Source organism: Amycolatopsis lexingtonensis (genome assembly GCF_014873755.1).
In the GTDB taxonomy this organism is placed as follows: Bacteria; Actinomycetota; Actinomycetes; order Mycobacteriales; family Pseudonocardiaceae; genus Amycolatopsis; species Amycolatopsis lexingtonensis.
Genome location: NZ_JADBEG010000001.1, coordinates 5,826,852 through 5,843,725 on the forward strand (window position 1 = coordinate 5,826,852; position 16,874 = coordinate 5,843,725).

General features: G+C 70.2%; 14 protein-coding genes and 1 tRNA gene. 5 read left to right on the plus strand and 10 right to left on the minus strand.

Going from position 1 to position 16,874, the window contains the following annotated elements:
- Nucleotides 1–258: 258 nt before the first annotated feature.
- Entirely contained in the window at nucleotides 259–681 is a 423-nt protein-coding gene (locus H4696_RS26180) for a hypothetical protein (RefSeq protein WP_143265236.1), read from the plus strand.
- Between the two features lie 46 nt (nucleotides 682–727).
- Here the strand turns inward: H4696_RS26180 and H4696_RS26185 are convergent.
- From H4696_RS26185 to H4696_RS26200, 4 genes are all read right to left on the minus strand, one after another.
- A tRNA-Glu gene (locus tag H4696_RS26185) sits at nucleotides 728–799 on the minus strand.
- A gap of 176 nt (nucleotides 800–975) precedes the next feature.
- Nucleotides 976–5,841 (minus strand): DNA repair ATPase, encoded by a 4,866-nt coding sequence (locus H4696_RS26190; protein WP_086862699.1) that lies wholly within the window; start codon nucleotides 5,839–5,841, stop codon nucleotides 976–978.
- Complete coding sequence (locus tag H4696_RS26195; protein ID WP_086862698.1) at nucleotides 5,838–7,847, minus strand: flotillin family protein; 2,010 nt, start codon at nucleotides 7,845–7,847, stop codon at nucleotides 5,838–5,840. Before H4696_RS26195 ends, H4696_RS26190 begins: the two co-directional genes overlap by 4 nt.
- A gap of 6 nt (nucleotides 7,848–7,853) precedes the next feature.
- Nucleotides 7,854–8,423, minus strand: coding sequence for a hypothetical protein (locus tag H4696_RS26200; RefSeq protein WP_086862697.1), 570 nt, complete (start codon nucleotides 8,421–8,423; stop codon nucleotides 7,854–7,856).
- Nucleotides 8,424–8,585: 162 nt separating this feature from the next.
- Between H4696_RS26200 and H4696_RS26205 the strand changes: the two genes are divergently transcribed.
- Nucleotides 8,586–9,065, plus strand: coding sequence for a hypothetical protein (locus H4696_RS26205; protein WP_086862696.1), 480 nt, complete (start codon nucleotides 8,586–8,588; stop codon nucleotides 9,063–9,065).
- A 70-nt stretch (nucleotides 9,066–9,135) separates the two neighbouring features.
- On the opposite strand, the gene H4696_RS26210 is transcribed toward H4696_RS26205, so the two are convergent.
- Nucleotides 9,136–9,330 carry a hypothetical protein gene (locus H4696_RS26210; RefSeq protein ID WP_158104368.1) on the minus strand — a complete coding sequence of 65 codons (195 nt, stop codon included), beginning with the start codon at nucleotides 9,328–9,330 and terminating at the stop codon, nucleotides 9,136–9,138.
- Nucleotides 9,331–9,498: 168 nt separating this feature from the next.
- A complete protein-coding gene (locus H4696_RS26215; RefSeq protein WP_086862695.1) occupies nucleotides 9,499–9,744 on the minus strand; it encodes a hypothetical protein in 246 nt (81 codons plus the stop codon).
- Nucleotides 9,745–10,270: 526 nt separating this feature from the next.
- On the opposite strand from H4696_RS26215, the gene H4696_RS26220 reads away from it, so the two are divergent.
- Nucleotides 10,271–11,044 carry a DinB family protein gene (locus H4696_RS26220; RefSeq protein WP_338078702.1) on the plus strand — a complete coding sequence of 258 codons (774 nt, stop codon included), beginning with the start codon at nucleotides 10,271–10,273 and terminating at the stop codon, nucleotides 11,042–11,044.
- Nucleotides 11,045–11,229: 185 nt separating this feature from the next.
- Here the strand turns inward: H4696_RS26220 and H4696_RS26225 are convergent, their stop codons facing one another.
- Nucleotides 11,230–11,430: a hypothetical protein gene (locus H4696_RS26225; RefSeq protein ID WP_086862692.1), complete on the minus strand. Its 201-nt coding sequence runs from the start codon at nucleotides 11,428–11,430 to the stop codon at nucleotides 11,230–11,232.
- A 128-nt stretch (nucleotides 11,431–11,558) separates the two neighbouring features.
- On the opposite strand from H4696_RS26225, the gene H4696_RS26230 reads away from it, so the two are divergent.
- Nucleotides 11,559–11,834, plus strand: coding sequence for a hypothetical protein (locus H4696_RS26230; protein WP_143265235.1), 276 nt, complete (start codon nucleotides 11,559–11,561; stop codon nucleotides 11,832–11,834).
- On the opposite strand, the gene H4696_RS26235 is transcribed toward H4696_RS26230, so the two are convergent.
- Both H4696_RS26235 and H4696_RS26240 read right to left on the minus strand, forming a co-directional pair.
- On the minus strand, nucleotides 11,813–12,400 hold the full coding sequence (locus H4696_RS26235; protein WP_086862690.1) for a GNAT family N-acetyltransferase: 588 nt from the start codon (nucleotides 12,398–12,400) through the stop codon (nucleotides 11,813–11,815). The genes H4696_RS26230 and H4696_RS26235 overlap by 22 nt on opposite strands.
- Nucleotides 12,401–12,430: 30 nt before the next feature.
- Nucleotides 12,431–13,039 (minus strand): TetR/AcrR family transcriptional regulator, encoded by a 609-nt coding sequence (locus H4696_RS26240; protein WP_225955810.1) that lies wholly within the window; start codon nucleotides 13,037–13,039, stop codon nucleotides 12,431–12,433.
- Between the two features lie 89 nt (nucleotides 13,040–13,128).
- Here H4696_RS26240 and H4696_RS26245 point away from each other — a divergent pair, with 89 nt between their 5' ends.
- On the plus strand, nucleotides 13,129–14,292 hold the full coding sequence (locus tag H4696_RS26245) for an epoxide hydrolase family protein (protein ID WP_192782549.1): 1,164 nt from the start codon (nucleotides 13,129–13,131) through the stop codon (nucleotides 14,290–14,292).
- A 33-nt stretch (nucleotides 14,293–14,325) separates the two neighbouring features.
- Here the strand turns inward: H4696_RS26245 and H4696_RS50295 are convergent, their stop codons facing one another.
- The gene (locus H4696_RS50295) at nucleotides 14,326–16,818 is read right to left on the minus strand and encodes an AfsR/SARP family transcriptional regulator (protein ID WP_225955811.1); all 2,493 of its coding nucleotides are present in this window, start codon (nucleotides 16,816–16,818) and stop codon (nucleotides 14,326–14,328) included.
- Nucleotides 16,819–16,874 lie beyond the last annotated feature (56 nt).

Consider the following 16,874-nt stretch of genomic DNA (forward strand, 5'->3'; position numbering starts at 1 on the left):
GAGAGCCGTGAAGACCACGCGACGAACCTGAAAGCCGCCGAACCACTGGCCCGCGCGCGTCGTGCCGTGTCCACGATCCAACGCTGATCGAGACCGGGCCGACGGCACCATCATGCAGGCACCCGGTCAGTGCGGTAGCAGGCACCACCACGAAGTCGGAACCACGGGCTACTGATCTCGGCAGGCCGCGGCGGCAAGGTTTCGCCGCAGGGCCGCCGGCGCCGGCGGCATCACCACGACTTCGGTGGAGGGATTCTCATGACCGTTCGGACGATGCCCCGGCCGCCACGCACGGCGAGGTCGCCGGGTGCCCGGACCAGCTGGGCGCCCAGGGTGCTCGGCGCGGTCGCCGCGGGCATGGTGCCGTGGGTGTTCGTGCTGGGCCGGTCCCTGCCCGAGACCACGCAGGTACGGCATTGGCCGGCCGCGTGGATCGGACTCGACCTGGCTGTGGCGCTCGGCTGCGCGACCACCGCGCGCTTGTTCCACCGCGGCGATGACCGCGCCCGCCTGTCGGCATCAGCCGTCGCGGCGCTCATGGTGATGGACGCTTGGTTCGACGTCCTCACCGCCCAGGCCGGCACCGAATTCACCCAGGCCATCGGCTGCGCGGTTCCGGAACTGACCTTGGCCGGCCTGTGCACGTGGCTCGCCCTGCGCAACGCTGAAAGCGGGTCATGACGATGAGGGCACCAGCGGCGGCAGCAGCCGTACCCCGTCGACGAAGTAGCGCGTCCGGGAGTCGAACCCGGGTCTCCCGGGTGAGAACCGGGGATCCGTTCCGCTGGACCAACGCGCCGAGCGCACTCGCATCCGCGCACTGACTGCTGCGGAAACGAGTGCAGGGGAAAAGTTTCGCTACCCGAAAAGAAAGCCGCGGCTACGCCATGACGGGAACGTGCCGCCATTCCATGGTCACTCCTCGGTTCGGGTGGCACCCATCATCGCTACGGCTCCGAGCAGGCGTCAAAGCAATTAAGCCTCTTCCCGCGCCAGCCGCTGGGCCGCGCGACCGATGGCCGTCTCGACCGCGCCCACCCGGTCGGCCAGCAGGCCTACCGCGCCGACCGCGCGGCTCAGCGGGTCCTCGCCGTCGCCGCCCAGGGCCTGTTCGCGCAGGTACGCGGCCTTCACGTCGGCCCACCGCTGAGCCTGCGAAGCGGTGAGCCGTCCTCGCAGCTCGGCCAGCTTGAGCAGGTTGGCCTCGGCTCCTGAAGTCAACGTCTGCGCCTCGCCGGCGTAGTGGTCGTCGATCAGGGCCTCGAGCTCCGCGTCGTTCATCGCCGGCACGATGCGCTCGGCGAGCTTGTTCATGTTCCGGTACGAACCCTGCAGCCGGAACGGCGGTTCGGTGCGCGAGGCGTCCGCCTGCGCCGCCGAGGCGATGTAGGCCTGGTTGTTCGCCAGTACCGTCCGCTGCACCCGCACCAGCTTGCGGAGCACCGCGAGGATCTGCTCCAGCTCCGTGGCCGAATACGCGTGCGAAAGCTGGTCGGCACGCACCGACCCGTCGCCGCGGGCCATCCGGACCAGGACGTCCACATCGGACCGCTCCCGGGACACCAGCGGCGCCAGCACGGCGTTCGACGTCAACGCGTTCTCGATGTAGCTGAGCGCGAAGAGCTCTTCCTTGCCGGACAGCACATCGCCGAGGTTCCACACGTCCGCGCGGTTGGCGAGCATGTCGGGGATGCGGAACAGCTTGCCCTGCTCGGTGTACGGGTTGCCGGCCATGCACACCGCGAACCGCTTGCCGCGCAGGTCGTACGTCCGCGTGCGGCCCTCCCACACGCCTTCCATCCGCCGCTGCGCGTCGCACAGCGAGATGAACTTCTGCAGCAGCTCCGGCGACGTGTGCTGGATGTCGTCGAGGTACAGCAGCACGTTGTTGCCCTGCTCCAGCGCGAACGAGATCTTCTCGACCTCCTGCCGCGCGGTCGCGTTGGGCGCGTCCGCGGGATCCACCGAAGTGACGTCGTGGCCCAGCGCCGGGCCGTTGACCTTCACGAAGACCAGCCCGAGGCGGCTGGCGACGTACTCCATGAGCGTCGTCTTGCCGTACCCCGGCGGCGAGATGAGCAGCAGCAGACCGGACTGGTCGGTGCGCTTGGCTTCGCCGGCCGCGCCGAGCTGCTTGGCCAGGTTGTCGCCGATCAGCGGCAGGTAGACCTCGTCGAGCAGCCGGTTCCGCACGAAGGCGCTCATCACCTTCGGCCGGTACTCGGCCAGCCGGAGCCGGTCGCGTTCGGCCGCCACCAGGTCGTTGCGCAGCCGCTGGTACGCGCGGAAACCCGGCACGCGGTCGCGCCGGAAGCGGTGTGTCCTGGCGAGTGTCTCGTCGAGCCGCACCGTCAGCGACCGGCCGGTGAGCCGCGGGTGCGCGCCGAGCAGACCGTCCACAGTGGCCGTCAACGTCGCCGACGAGTCGTACCGCGGCAGGTCGCACAGCTCGATCACGACGGCCTCGGGCAGCTCGTCGGCCGGCAGCCCGGCCGAGTCCGCAAAGGACCGCAGCCACGCGTCCGCGAGCTGGTACCGGTCCGCCAGGTCGTCGAGCGAACCCAGGTCTTCGGCGAAGCTCCGCCGGTCGAGCCGGAACTTGTCCAGCACCGCCCGCGCCCCACCGCTGGTGACGAACCCGGCCGGGGCGACGGCGAGCTCCTCGACCAGGTACTCCCCGGCGAATTCGGTGTCGAGCGCGAGCCCGTCCAGGAACGCCGTCGTCGCGTCCGTGAGCTCCCGCGCCAGCTCGTCCAGCGCCGGAGCCGGGCCGAACGCCTCGCGCACCCGCACGAGCGACGCGGCCCGCGTCGTCCAGGCGGCCTTGGCCCGCTCGTCGGCGCCGAACGCCCAGAACAGCTGGGCCGCCGCCCGGGCCGCGGGCGGGTAGCGCAGCAGGCCGGCGGCGGACCGCAGGCGCAGCAGGGCGCCCAGGATCGCGGCGGCGTCGTGGTCGTGCACCCCGCGCGCGTAGCCCTCGTCGTACCGCTCCCCCGCCACGCTCCGGACGACGTCGAGCAGATCGGCTTCGACCAGCTCGGCCGCCGGCCGGTCGGCGAGGATCGACGTCGCGAGGTACTCGGCCCGGTAGACCTCCGGCGACTCCGAGACCAGCAGCTGGTCCCAGTACGGCCGCGTCGCCTCGAACGCGGGGTCGCGCACCGGCGCCCGGTAGTCGGTGCCGGTGATCGCGAACTTCATCGAGCCGTCGTGCGGCACCAGCGTCAGGTCGATGTCCTGGGTGTTGACGGCGAAGGTGTTACGGCCGAGGCGGATCGTCGCGCCGCCTTCGCCGTAGAGATCGAGGCGGTCGCGCAGGGCCCGCCCGGCCTCCTGGCGAGCGGCCTTCACGCGGCCCTCGAGCTCCTCGGCCCGCACCTGGTCGCCGAGCGCCCGCAGGTCCTCGACGACGCTGCGCAGCTTCGAGACCATCGGGTCGGCCGCGAAGTAGGTGTTGATCTCCTCGGCCGAGCCGAGCGAAGCGACCCGGCGCGTCACGCTGCCGAGGATGCGCCCGGCCGACTCGACCAGCCGGTCCGCCCGCCGCGCCCGCTCGTCCAGCAGCGCCTGCTTGCGCGAGGAGAACGCCTCGTAGACGTCGGTGCGCTTCTCCCCCAGCGAGGTCAGGAAGTCGTCGAACTCGCCGAACCGCGATTCGAGGTTCTCCAGCTGCAGCAGCAGCCGGCCCAGCTGCTCGTCGCAGCGCTCCGGCGTGTCCGCGACCGCGAGCCCGCCCGTGATGGCCTGCGCGAGCAGCGCGAACTCGGCCGCGAACTCCGCCCGGCCCTCGGTCTCCAGCAGTTCCTTGCGGCGCGCGTCGAGCGTGGCCCGCGCGCGGTTGACGGCGCCGATCACCTCGCCGACGCGCTCCAGGATCTTCGTCCGGACGACGGCGTCGGCGATGTCCAGCCCGCCCACGACGTCGGTGAGGACCTCCAGGCCGGCGGACTGCTCGTCGAGCCGTTCGGCGACCGGGCCGGCCTCGGCGACCGTCTTGATCGCGCCCGCGGCGGCAACGAGCCCGTCCACCTCGGCGTGGTAGCCGGTGAACGCCTCCTCGCCCTGCAGGAACCGCACGGCCCGTTGCGCGGCCTCGGAGAACTCCGTGTCCAGCTCGGCGATCAGCGTGTCCACCCGCGAGGTGTCGGCGTACCGCAGCTCCCGCACGGTGACCAGGCGCCCGCGCGCCCGGTGCATCTCGGCGAGGCGGCGCACCCACGCGTCCGCCGCGTTCAGCGCCTCGCCCCGCACCCGCCGCACGAGCGACGCCGTGTCGGCCGCCGCCGTGTCGACGGCCTCGGCCGCCTGCGCGGTGAGCGTGGTGACCGTCTCGAACTCGTCCAGCACCTGCTCGGCGGTGACGCGGACGTCGGACAGCGGCGAGCGCAGGTCGCCCAGCTCGCTCTCGCCGAGCCAGTGGTAGTGGTCGAAGACCCGCGCGCAGGCGGCGATCAGCGCCTCGAAAACCGCCGCCGACGGCGCCATGTCCCCGATCATCCTGGTGATCGACAGGCAGTCCGAGATCCCGCGCACGAGGTCGGCGTTCCCGATCCGCTCGAGCGGTCCCGTGCCGGCCGGCTGCGACGCGGCGTAGGTGTCCGACTGGAACGGCGTCCGCCACACCTGCATCGGGTGCACCCGGCTCGGTTCGTCGGACAGCGCGCGGAACAGGATCATCGTGCCGTCGTCGAACAGCGAGTACCCGTGGCACGGGATCGGGCTGGCGACCTCCTTGCGGATCACGTTGTACGGCAACAGGAGCGTGCGCCCCTCGGCCCGCGCGTGGAAGACGTACAGCACGTCCTCGCCGTTGGGCGAGCGGATCACGCGCTCGAACTCGAGACCGTCCACAGTGGTGTCGAACGTCTTGCTGACGCCGGTGTCGAGGTAGTAGCCGCCGGGGAAGATGATGCCGTGGTCCTCGGGGAGCCGCTGGCACGCCTGCCCGATTCCGTCGAGCCGCACGACGTGCTGGGTGCGCGTGTTGAACACCAGGTAGCGGTACGTGGTTTCCTTGTACGGCAGCATGCGCAGCAGGATCAGCGGGCCGATCCGGGCGTAGGAGACCTCGGCGTCGGCGAGGCTCTGCAGCGGCTCGTCCACCGGCTCGGCGTACACCCCGGCGCCGGTCTCGGTGTTGTTCTCGACCTTGACCGTCAGGTTGCCGCCGACGGTTTCGACGAACACCTCGTCCTCGATCGAGATGTGCGGGTGCCGGCCGAGGACGTGGTCTTCGCGGGTCGTCTCGATCCACTCGAAGTCGTGCGACGGCGGGAAGACGTGGTCGCGCTCGCCGCGACTGTCCAGATAGGACACGGTGCCGTCGGCCGCGATCCCCCACCGCAGCACCCGGATGTCCTCGGTGCGCGGGCCGATCTGGAACACCGCGAGCAGCTTCCCGTCCAGCCGGCGCAGCTGCAGCAGCTTCGCCTGCCGGTAGTACCGGTACAGCTCGCCGAAGTCCCGCCCGAACTGCTCGTCACGCAGCAGTTCGGGCAGCTCGTCGTTGCTGACGTCGTCGAAGCGGAACGCGTCTTCGCCGCGGCTGAAGCGCTGCAGCGAGAAGACGTCGTCGATAGCCGTCTCGGGCTTCAGCCCGATGAAGACGTTGTAGCCGAACAACATCCGGCCGTCGACCGCGACGATGTCCCGGGGCACGCAGTTGTTGGCGGTGCGGATGCGTTCGGTGCCGACCAGCGCGAGCTGTGCGCTGCCGAACACCTCGAGCCGCCGCGCGTTGAGCTCGTCCGCGCGCTTCGCCAGCTCCGCCGCCTGGGCGGCCAGCCGGACGCGGAGCACGTCATAGGTGCCCGCGTCCAGCTCCGTTCCGGCCGCCGTCACTGCTTCGCGGCGACGACGGTGGCGACCGACGTCTCGGCGAGGCCGAGCCGCTGCGCCGTGGTCATCAGCTCACGAAGCTTGTCGCTGTCCGGCCCGCCGGCCTGCAGCTGCTTCGCCAGGAAGGCCGACAGCGTCACGTTTTTCACGTCTTCGGTGCTCACTGCGCCGATCAGCTTGGCGAGGTCGTCGGTGAAGCTGGCCGACCCGTCGAGGTAGGGCCGGGCGAGCCCCCCGACGACGTCGGAGTGCTGCACGAAGCCGTCCACGCTCTTGCCGAGGCCGATCGAGCCGACGATCCGGTCGAAGAACGTGGTCTCGCCGCCGACGATGTCGATGTCGGCCTTCTCCAGGCCGGCGCTGAGCACGACCGCCTGCGCTTCGGCGACGTCACGCTGCACGTCGAGCGCGGCCAGCCGGATCTCCTTCTCCGCGTCCAGCCGCAGCCGGTACTCCTCGTGCTCGCGGCTCGCGTTGTCGAGCGCGGCCAACGCGGCGGCCTTGTCGGTGAGGCCCTCGGCCTCGCCCTTCAGCTTGTCGCGCAACGCTTCGGCGACCACGGTCGCCTTCTCGCGCTCGACGATCGCCTCGGCGCGGCCGACCTTCTCCAGCGCGACGGCGTCGCGCTCCCGGACCTGCGCGGCGGCGAGGCCGGCGGCGGCCTCCTCGGCCTGGATGCCTTCGGCGAGCCGGATCTTGGCCCGCGTCTCCAGCTCGGCGGCCTGCTGGCGCGCCTCGGCGAGGGTCAGCTCCTCGCGGGCCTTGAACTTGGCGGCCTGCTCCGCGGCCTCGGCGGCCTTGATGCCCTTGACCAGGTTCTCCTGGGCTTCGGCCTCGGCGCGGATGACGACCGCCTCGCGGGTGCGCTGGGCCTCCTCGACCACGCGCAGCTTCTTGATGTTCTCTTCCTGCTCGGCGACGGTCTTCTCGACGGCGATCCGCTCGCGGATCACCTCGGCGATCGACCGCTTCTCGGTTTCGAGTTCCTTGTCCTTGGAAATCCGGGACAGCTCGGTCTCGCGCTCGCGGCCGATCACCTCGAGCAGGCGGTCCTTTTCGATCCGCTCGGACTCAATGGCGATCACGCGTTCACGGTTCTTGCCGGCGACCTCGATTTCGCGCTGCTGGTTCTGCTGCTGAATACCGAGTTGCTCGTCGGTGCGCAGCTGCGCGGCCTGCGACTTGAGCCGTTCCTCGGCCTGCACCTTGGCGATCTCGGCTTCTTCGCGCGCCCGCATGGTCTCGATTTCGCGGCGCTGCTTGATTTCCGCGTCGGCCTGGCGCCGCTCGAGTTCGAGGATCGCCTCACGCGCGTCGACGTTCTGGCGCGTGATCTCCTTTTCTTCGTGGCGGCGGAACTCGTTGGTGCGCACGTGCTCGATCGCCGTCAGCTCGGTGATCTTGCGGATGCCCTGCGCGTCGAGGATGTTGGCCGAATCGAGCGACGCCATCGGGGTCTGCTCGAGGTAGTCGATGGCCGCGTCTTCCAGGCTGTAGCCGTTGAGGTCGGTGCCGATGACGCGGATGATCTGGTCGCGGAACTCGTTGCGCTTGGTGTAGAGGTCGACGAAGTCCAGTTGCTTGCCGACGGTTTTCAGCGCCTCGGAGAATTTGGCGTTGAACAGTTCCTGCAGGGTTCCCTGGTCGCTCGCGCGTTCGGTGCCGATCGCCTGCGCGACCTTCACGACGTCCTCGACGGTTTTGTTGACACGCACGAAGAACGAGATCCGGATGTCGGCGCGGATGTTGTCGCGGCAGATCAGGCCTTCCTGGCCGGTGCGCTCGATGTCGATCGTCTTCACCGAGATGTCCATGACCTCGGACTTGTGCAGCACGGGCAGCACGACCGCGCCGGTGAAGGTGACGTCGACCTTGCGCACCTTGGAGATGATCAATGCCTTGCCCTGCGGCACCTTGCGGAACAGCCGGCTCACGACGAACAGCAGCACCAGGAGGATCAGGACCACGACGGCGATCAACACGCCGGCCCCCAGGCCGATGGCATCCATTCCAGTTCAGTCCTTTTCTGCTTCGAGTTCCACGGGGCTGACCCAGAAGAACTCACCCGCGGTGTCGTAGTCGTAGATGACAACGCGGCTGCCCACGCCGAGGTTGCCTTCGCCCGCCAGCCGGATTTGGATGATTGCGGACGAGCCGTCGGCCGCGGCGGCTTCGGCCTGCCCGAAGTCCTCGGTGACACTCGACGTCCGCACGACGGCGACCCGGCCGACGAAGTCCTGCCGCGTCGGTTCGGCCCCGGCGAACACGCGGCGCAACGGCACGATGACCAGCCGGGTGCCGAGCGCCCCGAGCACGAGCGCTCCAATCAGGACGCCGAAGCCGAGCAAGACTCGCAGGGGCGCGCCTTCGATGAGGACCGTGCCGACGAGGCTGAGGAACCAGCTGAAGGCGACGAGCAGCGACAGCGAGATGGACAGCGGGACGCCGCCGAAGAACCCGATGTCACCGTCTTCAACGTCGAGGACGCCGAGCAGGGCCAGCACCCAGTAGCCGATCACGACGACCAGCAGGAAGCTGAAGAGCACGGCAGGGAATGCCAAAGCCGCGGAGACGAACGCGCTCATCGGTTCCTTCCCCCCAAGGATGAGCCTGGCAGCGCGAGGCCCTGACCGGCGACTATATCCAGCGCGCGAGAGGGCGGGTGAACATTTCGGACACGAAGCGGTCACGCCTCCGTTCCCTGGTGGCGATCCCGAGACCTGGTGCTGCGGGGTGATAATGAGGCCGTGGGTTATCAACTGCAGGGGGTCATCGCCACCCGGCCTGTGCTCCGGAGCCTGGCGGGAACGGTGGAAGAAGCGTGCATCGTTCCGCTCGCCGGGCACCTCTGCTTGCTCCCGATGACCGACGCGTTGTTCGACGCGGTCACCGTCGCCGGAGCGGCCGGGCTCGATGGGTTCTGGAAGGCGCCGGCCGGGTTCGGCGACGCCTTGGCCGCTTGTTCGGTAGGCGGTCCGGTCACCTACGTCGAGGCTGATTACTTCGGTGGGAGGGGAACCCAGTCCGCGCAGGTGTGGGACGGCGGTCGGGTGGTGCTCGGTCTCCTGCACTTGGCCGAAGGAGAGCCGACACCGGCCGGGGGCAGCCCCATTTCCCGGGCGTTGCGGCGGCTTGGTGTGGCCAAGGGTGAGCACTTCGACGAGTTCGACGCGGTTGGGCTTGGCCGCCACCGCGAGACAGGCGGCTGGCTTCCGTCCACGGGTTGATCAGCGCAGGGCAAACGATGTCCGCTCACGCCGACGAGCGGTCGGTGCACTCCGAGGCGGGAGACGGCCTTCAGGGAGACCAGCGCCATCGGTCCAGGTCGGGCCAGAGGGTGGGCAGGGCAGCGGCGAGCCGGCCACCGAAGGCGACGGTTCCTTCGTGGGAGGCGTAAGCGACCCACGTGAGCGGGTCGTCGCTCCACACGCCTTCAGCACCGGTGTACCGAGGCGCGACCAGGTCCACGTCGATGAGGTCGCTGTGTGCCACGGCGGACAACCCGATCCAGGTGGTGTGTCCGGCATGCCAGGACCGCGCTGAGGTGGTGCCGTGGTTTGGTGGGCAACCGCTGTGGCTGCGAGCGGATTGCTGCGGGAACCGGACTCTGTGGGCGTTCAACGAACGCCACCGGTAGACGTTGGCCAAAGTGACACCTCGTCAACATTCTCCGCCGTCGATCGAGCGCAAAGCCTCGAACGGTGTACGGCCCGTTGCTTCGGCAAGGGCCGTGACAGCCGCTGCCGCCAACGCCGTCAGGTTCAACGCTGCCGTCATCGCGTCCTCCCGGACGGCGGCCTCGGTGATGTTGTGGACATCCGCGTCTTCGTCGGCAAGGTAGGCAGCCACACCTTCGACCGCGGCACTGCGCTTGGCTGCCCGCTTCCTTCGTCCGTTGCTCGGCACCCGGCCAGTATCCTCGCCGGCGTCCTCTCCTACCGTTGACCGGTCGTCCCGCGGACGCGCGATGTTGTCGCGGTCAGCCTGTTGCTGGAAGGCAACGACGATCCCGAGATCGCCGAGCTGGCCGGCCTGAGCTCTCGAGTGAACGGGTGGGACACCGAACCGTGGTGACCGCCGTTTACGACCGGTATGAAGTCCTGGTCCCCGGCCGGCGGCGGTCACCGCGCCGATGACTCGCCTCCTGGCCCGGATCGCACCCCCGGATTTCGAGTCGGACCTGGCCAACCGGTGCTTCGCCGCGGAGGAGTACTTGGATTGCGGGTGCGTCGAAGTCGATCTCGCCCTCGAGGCGGAACTGCAGTCACTGCCGTCGCTGGGGCTGTCCGCCACCGTCGGGCAGGCACTCGCGCGACCAATGCGCTCGGCCCTTCCCGCGACCCAGCCCCCTCACGGGCATCACGATCGCTGATCCGCCCCCTGACGAGGGGACGCAGCCGACGTCCGGTGCGGACGTGGCGAGGACAGGACGGTGAGCGAGACTGCTTCGATGGTTTCCGAATACGCCCGAAGCGACCAGTTCCGCGATGCTCGCATCCACCTGTGCGACCTCGCCGGCCTCGAGGTCCGCGATTGCGAAGTGACCGGCCTGAAGATCGTCGACTGCTACGGCAGCGACGTCTATATCGGTGGCTACTTCGAGCGCCTCGTCGTCAACGACGTCGACGTAACCGCCTACGTCGAAGCCGAACTCGACCGCCGGCACCCCGCACGGGCACTGGCACGGAACGCGGCATCCCCCGACGACTACCGGGCTGCTTGGGACGCCATCGAGAGCCTGTGGAGCGCGACGCTCGACCGGGCGAGGCTGCTACCCGACGCGAAACTCCACGAGAGGGTCGACGGTGAGTGGTCCTTCGTCGAGACACAACGGCATCTGCTGCTCGCCTGCGATGCCTGGCTCGGCAACGCCGTGCTCGAGGAGGAGACGCCCTATCACCCGTGGGGCCTCCCCCACGGCGGGATGCCGCCCGAGGAGGCAGCGAAGCTCGGGCTGACCCTCGACGCCACCCCGACACTCGACGAGGTACTCGCGCCGCGGCTCGCCCGCATGGCCGCGATGCGACGGGTCGTCGACGGGCTCACCGCGGCCGAGCTCGACCGGGTGTGCGGTCGCAAGCCGGCCGACCCGTATCCCGACGAGGAGTACGTCGTACGCCGCTGCCTCAAGGTCGTGCTGAAGGAAGAAGCCGAGCACCACCGTTACGCGGTGCGCGACCTCGCAGTGCTCGAGGCAGGTGCGTAGCCGCCGAGCGATTCCCCGGCCGATCGCAGGCCGTGGGGCGGGCGATCCGACCATCGCGTTCCGAGCGGACGAAGGCGATCCGCCTCGCCCGGCGGGTCGAGGGATGCGAAATACGCCTCGTCCGCGATCACCGCCTCCGACCGGCAGCAGGGCCGGCCTGGACTGTTCCAGGGCGCGTGCCGTGCTCAGCCGTCGCTCCGACCGCCGAGGAGCCACCGGCACCCGAACCCGACGATGGCGGCCAGCGCACCGGCCACGAGAGGCCACCACGTCCGGAGTGCCTCCTGGTGGATGAAGGTGACACCGGCGAACGAGATGACGAGAAACAGAAGAAAAGTGCCGACGGAGTACTTTCCGTTCCGCCTCGCCGATTCGCCTTCGCTCATCGCCTGCCTCGCTGTCGATCGGTCCCAACCCGGGCCCCGACGCCGCTTGCCTGCAGGCGGCAAGGGCCTGCGGTGCAAGCTTGTCACACTTGAGGCGCCTACCCCGCTACGCTCCCGAACGACCGCACATGCCGCACGAACGCCATCTCGGGCCGGTGCCCCACGGGCAGAGCCCGCAGGGGCCCGACGGACGCAACCGGGGATTCGCCCTCGGCTTCCACGCGCACCCGCGGCAGCGGATGGTCTCCGCGGTGACCACCGGGGTGCGGTTCCAGCGGATCGACGCCTCGTTGCCACAAGAGTTCGTCGTGTCCGCCGTGCCCGAGCACGAGGACGAAACCGGATATCTCGCGCACGTCATCGCCGGCGAGGAGTCCGACCTCTACCGGGCATCGGCCGTTTGACACTGGTCAGACACGCAAGGCGTGTCCTGGTGCGTCAACGCACTCTCATGCCGGTCGACGTCGACGTGGAGGAACCTGAAAGCGCGGCCGGTGTTGGGCGCCCGGCGGAGTTCCGACGTCCAGGTGTCGCCGACGACGTCGGTCGCCACCTGCCTCCAGAAGCGGGCCGCCGGTTCGTTCTCCTCCACGAACGCGATCGCCCACCGCCCGCGGCGTGAGCGCAGCAGGCCGGTGGCCGCCGCTCTTCCGACGCCTTGCTGGCGCAGGGCGCGGACGATGAAGAAGGCGTGGATGAAGTTGCTCCCACCATCGAAGGGGCGGGTCAAGCAGAAGCCCGCGAGCTGTTCGCCGGAGAGGATCAGGTCGGCGTGGTGGCCGGCTTCGGTGAAGAACCGTGACAGCCGCGGGAAGTCGAACTGTCCGTCCGGTCCTGGCAGGTCTCCCGTGAACTGCGACAGTTCGTGGCGTTCCAGCTGGGCCAGCCGTTCGACCACCGGGCGGGTGCCGGTGTCGGCCGGGCGGAGGGTGACGCTGCCGGGGTGAGACCTGCTGTCCTTTTTCTGCATGGTGCGACGGTAGCGATGACCGCGGGCGGATCAGGGCCGGTCGTCCACGAGAGTGATCGCACGGGACTCGGGAACTCCCAGCATCAGCAGGCTCGTGATCGTCGCCGCCCGGACACCGAGGGGCACGCCCGAGCGGTCGCTGTCCGCGATGGCGAACACGACGCCGTAGGCCAGCTGGCTCAGCACGCCCGCCGGCAGGTAGCGGGCGAACACGTCGCTCGCCTGGCCCCGTTCCACGAGGTCGGCGAGGAGTTCGTCGACCGGGCCGAACAGGCTGTGGATCGCCTCGCCGTACTCGCCGCGGCGCAGTGCCAGCAGCACCCGGTAGCGGTGCGCCACCGGCCAGAGGCGGGCGATGAATTCGACCCACGTCGCGTCCGCTTCCGCGGCGGAGGCGCCGGCCTCGGTGAGCACGGCGGTCATCTCGGCGACGGCCCGTTCCGTGAGGGTCCGGATCAGGTCGAGGCGCGAGGGGAAGTGGCCGTAGACGGTGCGGCGGACGACGCCGGCAGCGGCGGCGATCTCGCCCATTCCGGCGTCGGGGTTCTCCCCCAGGACGTCGAGGGCGACGTCGACGATGCGGTCGCGCGTCTCGTTCATCGAGCGGGCACGGGCGGACTCGGCGGGCACGAGCACCATCATTGCACACTGGTGTGCAATGAAGTACGTTGCACACCAGTGTGCAACGAAAAGTTGTGCCGCGCTTCGGAGCCCAGGAGAAGAACACGATGACCGCACTGACGCCGCCGGCCTCGACCCTCGTCCGCCCGTTCACCGTCTCGATCCCGGATGCGGAGCTCGACGACCTGAAGCGGCGGCTGGCCGGAACCCGGTGGCCGGATCCGGAAACGGTGGACGACTGGTCGCAAGGGGTTCGCCTGGCGAACGCCCGATCCCTGGTCGAGCACTGGGAGCGCCGTTACGACTGGCGGCGCTTCGAGTCCGAGCTCAACCGCTTCCCGCAGTTCCTGACCGAGATCGACGGGCTGGACATCCACTTCATCCACGTCCGGTCCGGGAATCCCGGCGCGCTGCCGCTGCTCCTCACGCACGGCTGGCCGGGCTCGATCGTCGAATTCCTGAAGCTGATCGGCCCGCTGACCGATCCCGTTTCGTTCGGTGGGGACGCCGCTGATTCCTTCGATGTCGTCATCCCGTCGCTCCCCGGGTTCGGGTTCTCCGGGAAGCCCACGGAAACCGGGTGGACGGTGTCGCGCATCGCAAACGCTTGGGCGGAGCTGATGAGGCGTCTCGGCTACCGGAAATGGGCCGCACAGGGCGGCGATTGGGGCGCCGTCGTCACCACCGCCCTGGGGGCGATGCGGCCTGAGGGGCTTCTCGGGATTCACCTGAACACCCAGTACGCCTTTCCCGCGCAGATACCCGCCACCTTGTCGCCCGAAGAGCGCTACGCCGTGGAGACCCTCGCCCGCTACACCGGCGACCTCGGTGGTTCGAACCACCTTCAGGGCACGAAACCGGAGACGGTCGGCTTCGCGCTGGCGGACTCCCCCGCCGGTCAGGCGGCCTGGATCTACGAGAAGTTCCAGTCCAAGACCGACAACCACGGGCTCGCCGAGGACGTCCTCGGCGTCGACGACATGCTCGACGCGATCTCCCTTTACTGGTTCACCAACAGCGCGGCGTCGTCGGGCCGCATCTATTGGGAGAACAAGTCGCTCACGTTCGCCGGGCCGAAGCTGACGCTTCCGGTCGCGGTGACCGTCTTCCCGGGCGACATCCCGCGCCTGCCGCGAAACTGGATCGAGGACACCTACCGCAACCTGATCCACTACGGCGAGGCCGACCGGGGCGGGCACTTCGCCGCCTTGGAACAGCCTGGGATCCTGGTCGGAGAAATCCGCGCCGGGCTGCGCTCCCTTCGTTCCTGACGGCAACGCGCGACGGCGATGCCGGCGTTTCCGCTACTCGCGGAGGAACAGTTCCGGCCGCCGCGGGGCCCACAGCTCGTTCTCCAGGTGGTGGTCCTGCCAGCGGGCCGGGGGCTCGGCGATCCAGTCGTGGCCGAAGATCGCGTACGGGTGGTCCGCCCCCGGGGCGCGCAGCTCGTGGTGGTCCAAGTACTCCAGCAGCGGCGCCCACAGCGGCCCGTTCGCGAGCACCAGGTAAGAGGCCGCCAAGCCCGGTTCGTGCAGCCAGCCGCGCATCATCCGGGCCAGGAACACGTCGGTGATCGGGTTCGGCTTGGCCTCGAAGTCGGGGCAGATCAGGTGCCGTGCGACGGCGAAGTGCCTGCCGGGCGGTAAATCCCGGCCGAGGTCGGCCCAGATGTCGGCCAGCACGGGGTCGGTGTCCAGCTCCTCCGGTTCCGGTTCGCGCACCGTCAGCCAGCTCATGAAGGCGCGCAACCGGTTGGTGTCGGCGCAGCGCAGGACGTAGAACGCCTCGGGACGGCGGTGCAGCCAGAACCGGACCGACGACGCGGTGAACTCGCCGTGGGTCTCGCGGGCCAGGCCGGCGAGCTCGTCGTGGTCGGCCGGGGTGACCCGGGCGGTGCGCACGCGCGCGCCGCCGGTCGCCGACACGTAGTGCCCGGCTACGCCGCCTCCGCGCCGCAGGTGGCTGATGGTCCGCATGACGGCCACGCTCGCCCCGGGTTCCGTGGCGTCGCGCAGCAGCGTGTTCAGCACGTAGTCCCGGATCCGCCGGTGCATCCGCTCGTAGCCGGCCGGGTCACGCCATCGCAGGTGGGCCTCCAGCGCCGCCCGCAGCACCCCGTTGACGTCCAGGCCACGACCGGGCGTCTCGGTGCAGGGCTGTTTCCGCAGCCAGTCGAACAGTTCCGCGGCGTCGCCCTCGGGGATCGCCGCGCGCAGGAGGTCTTCCGTGGTGTGGCGGGCGTGCGCGCACACGTGCAGCGCCATCCGGTGCCGCGGCGTCGGGACGTCGTCGAGCAGGGTGTCCAGCGCGGTGTCGACCACGAACCGCACGGCTTCCCGCCGCGGGGGCCGGCCCGTCGCCGACATGCTCCGGCCCACCTCGGCGGCCAGCGACAGCACGAGCGGGTTGCCCGCCGCGAAGTCCACAATGGACGGGACGAACCCGGGGTCGGTGCCCCGCGCTTCGAGCAGGGCCGCCGACTCCGCGGGCCCGAGGGCCTCCAGCTGCCGCGCCACGATCGCGCCGGACCACGCCGGGTCGGTGATCCAGGCGACGCCGGGGCCGGTCCGGCTCGCCAGGACGACGATCGAGTCGGCGGGCAGCGTGCGGAGGTACGCGGTGCGCAGCCACGGCTCGAGTTCGCCGTGCCGTTCGAAGGAGTCGACGAGCACGACCGGCCCCGCGGCCGTTCCCGTGAGCCCGCCGGCGAGCCGGGCCAGCCGGGTCCGCAGTTCCGCGGTGGTGAGATCGTGCAGGTGCCACACCGTCCGCCCGGCCGCCGCGGCGTCGTCGGCGTACCGGCGCAGCAAGGTCGACTTGCCGATGCCCGCGTGACCGCACACGAAGATCACGTCGAGCCCTTCGCCGCGCTTGCGCCGGAGGAGGGCCGCGAAGGCGGCGCGCTCGGCGTCCCGGCCGACGAACCGGGTGTCGACGGCGCGGTCCAGCGCGGCGCCGGCGGCCGGCACCCGCGGCCGCGGAGCGGGCGCGAACTCGTCCTCGGGATCGCCGTCGGCCCGCAGGATCTTCTCGTGCACGGCACGCAGCCGCGCCCCCGGGCTGACGCCCAGCTCCTTGCCGAGCAGGTCGTGGACCATCCGGTAGACCTCCAGCGCCTCGGCCCGCCGTCCGCTCCGGTAGAGGGCGAGGAGGTGGATCTCGTACAGCGGCTCCTCCAGCCGGTTCAGCTGGATGAGCAGCGGCACCTCGGCGGCGACCCCGGCGTGCTCGCCCAGCTCCAGGCGCAGGCGCAGCAGCTCCTGGGTGGCGATCAGCTTCAGCCGTTCCAGGCGGGAACGTTCCCGCTCGGCCGCCTCCCCCGGGACGCCGGCCAGCGCGGTGCCCGTCCACAGCCCGAGGGCCTCGCGCAGGTGCCGGGCCGCGGCCGGTACGTCACCGGCCGCACGCTCCTGCCGCGCGGTCTCGACCAGCCGCGTGAACTCGCTCGCGTCGAGCGCGAACAACGCCGGGTCGAGCAGGTAGCCCCCGGACCGCGAGCGGATCGCCGAGCCGAGGCCGTGCTCGGCGAGCAGGCGCCGGAGCCGTGAGATGTAGGTGCGGATGACTGCTTCGCCGGTGGCCGGGGCGCGATCGCCCCACAGGCCGTCGAGCAGCTCGCCGATCCGGACGAAACTGCCACTGCGTGACACCAGCAGCATCAGGACCGCCTGCTGCTGTGGCGCCCCGAGATCCAGCGAGGTGTCACCGCAGCGGAGGCCCGGCGGCCCGAGAACGGTGAACCGGCACGGGGTGGAGACCTCGTGCCGCGGTCCGGTCACGGCTGCCCGGTGGTGCATGCCCGGACGGTAGGCCTGCCGGGGCTGCCCCCGCGAGCGTCATCCGACGCAGTCCC

Coding starts and splice junctions, on each gene's coding strand:
- H4696_RS26180 (WP_143265236.1), top strand. CDS start 259: ATGACCGTTCGGACGATGCCCCGGCCGCCACGCACGGCGAGGTCGCCG.
- H4696_RS26230 (WP_143265235.1), top strand. CDS start 11,559: ATGCCGCACGAACGCCATCTCGGGCCGGTGCCCCACGGGCAGAGCCCG.
- H4696_RS26245 (WP_192782549.1), top strand. CDS start 13,129: ATGACCGCACTGACGCCGCCGGCCTCGACCCTCGTCCGCCCGTTCACC.
- H4696_RS26235 (WP_086862690.1), bottom strand. CDS start 12,400: ATGCAGAAAAAGGACAGCAGGTCTCACCCCGGCAGCGTCACCCTCCGC.
- H4696_RS26195 (WP_086862698.1), bottom strand. CDS start 7,847: ATGGATGCCATCGGCCTGGGGGCCGGCGTGTTGATCGCCGTCGTGGTC.
- H4696_RS26200 (WP_086862697.1), bottom strand. CDS start 8,423: ATGAGCGCGTTCGTCTCCGCGGCTTTGGCATTCCCTGCCGTGCTCTTC.
- H4696_RS50295 (WP_225955811.1), bottom strand. CDS start 16,818: ATGCACCACCGGGCAGCCGTGACCGGACCGCGGCACGAGGTCTCCACC.
- H4696_RS26225 (WP_086862692.1), bottom strand. CDS start 11,430: ATGAGCGAAGGCGAATCGGCGAGGCGGAACGGAAAGTACTCCGTCGGC.
- H4696_RS26240 (WP_225955810.1), bottom strand. CDS start 13,039: ATGGTGCTCGTGCCCGCCGAGTCCGCCCGTGCCCGCTCGATGAACGAG.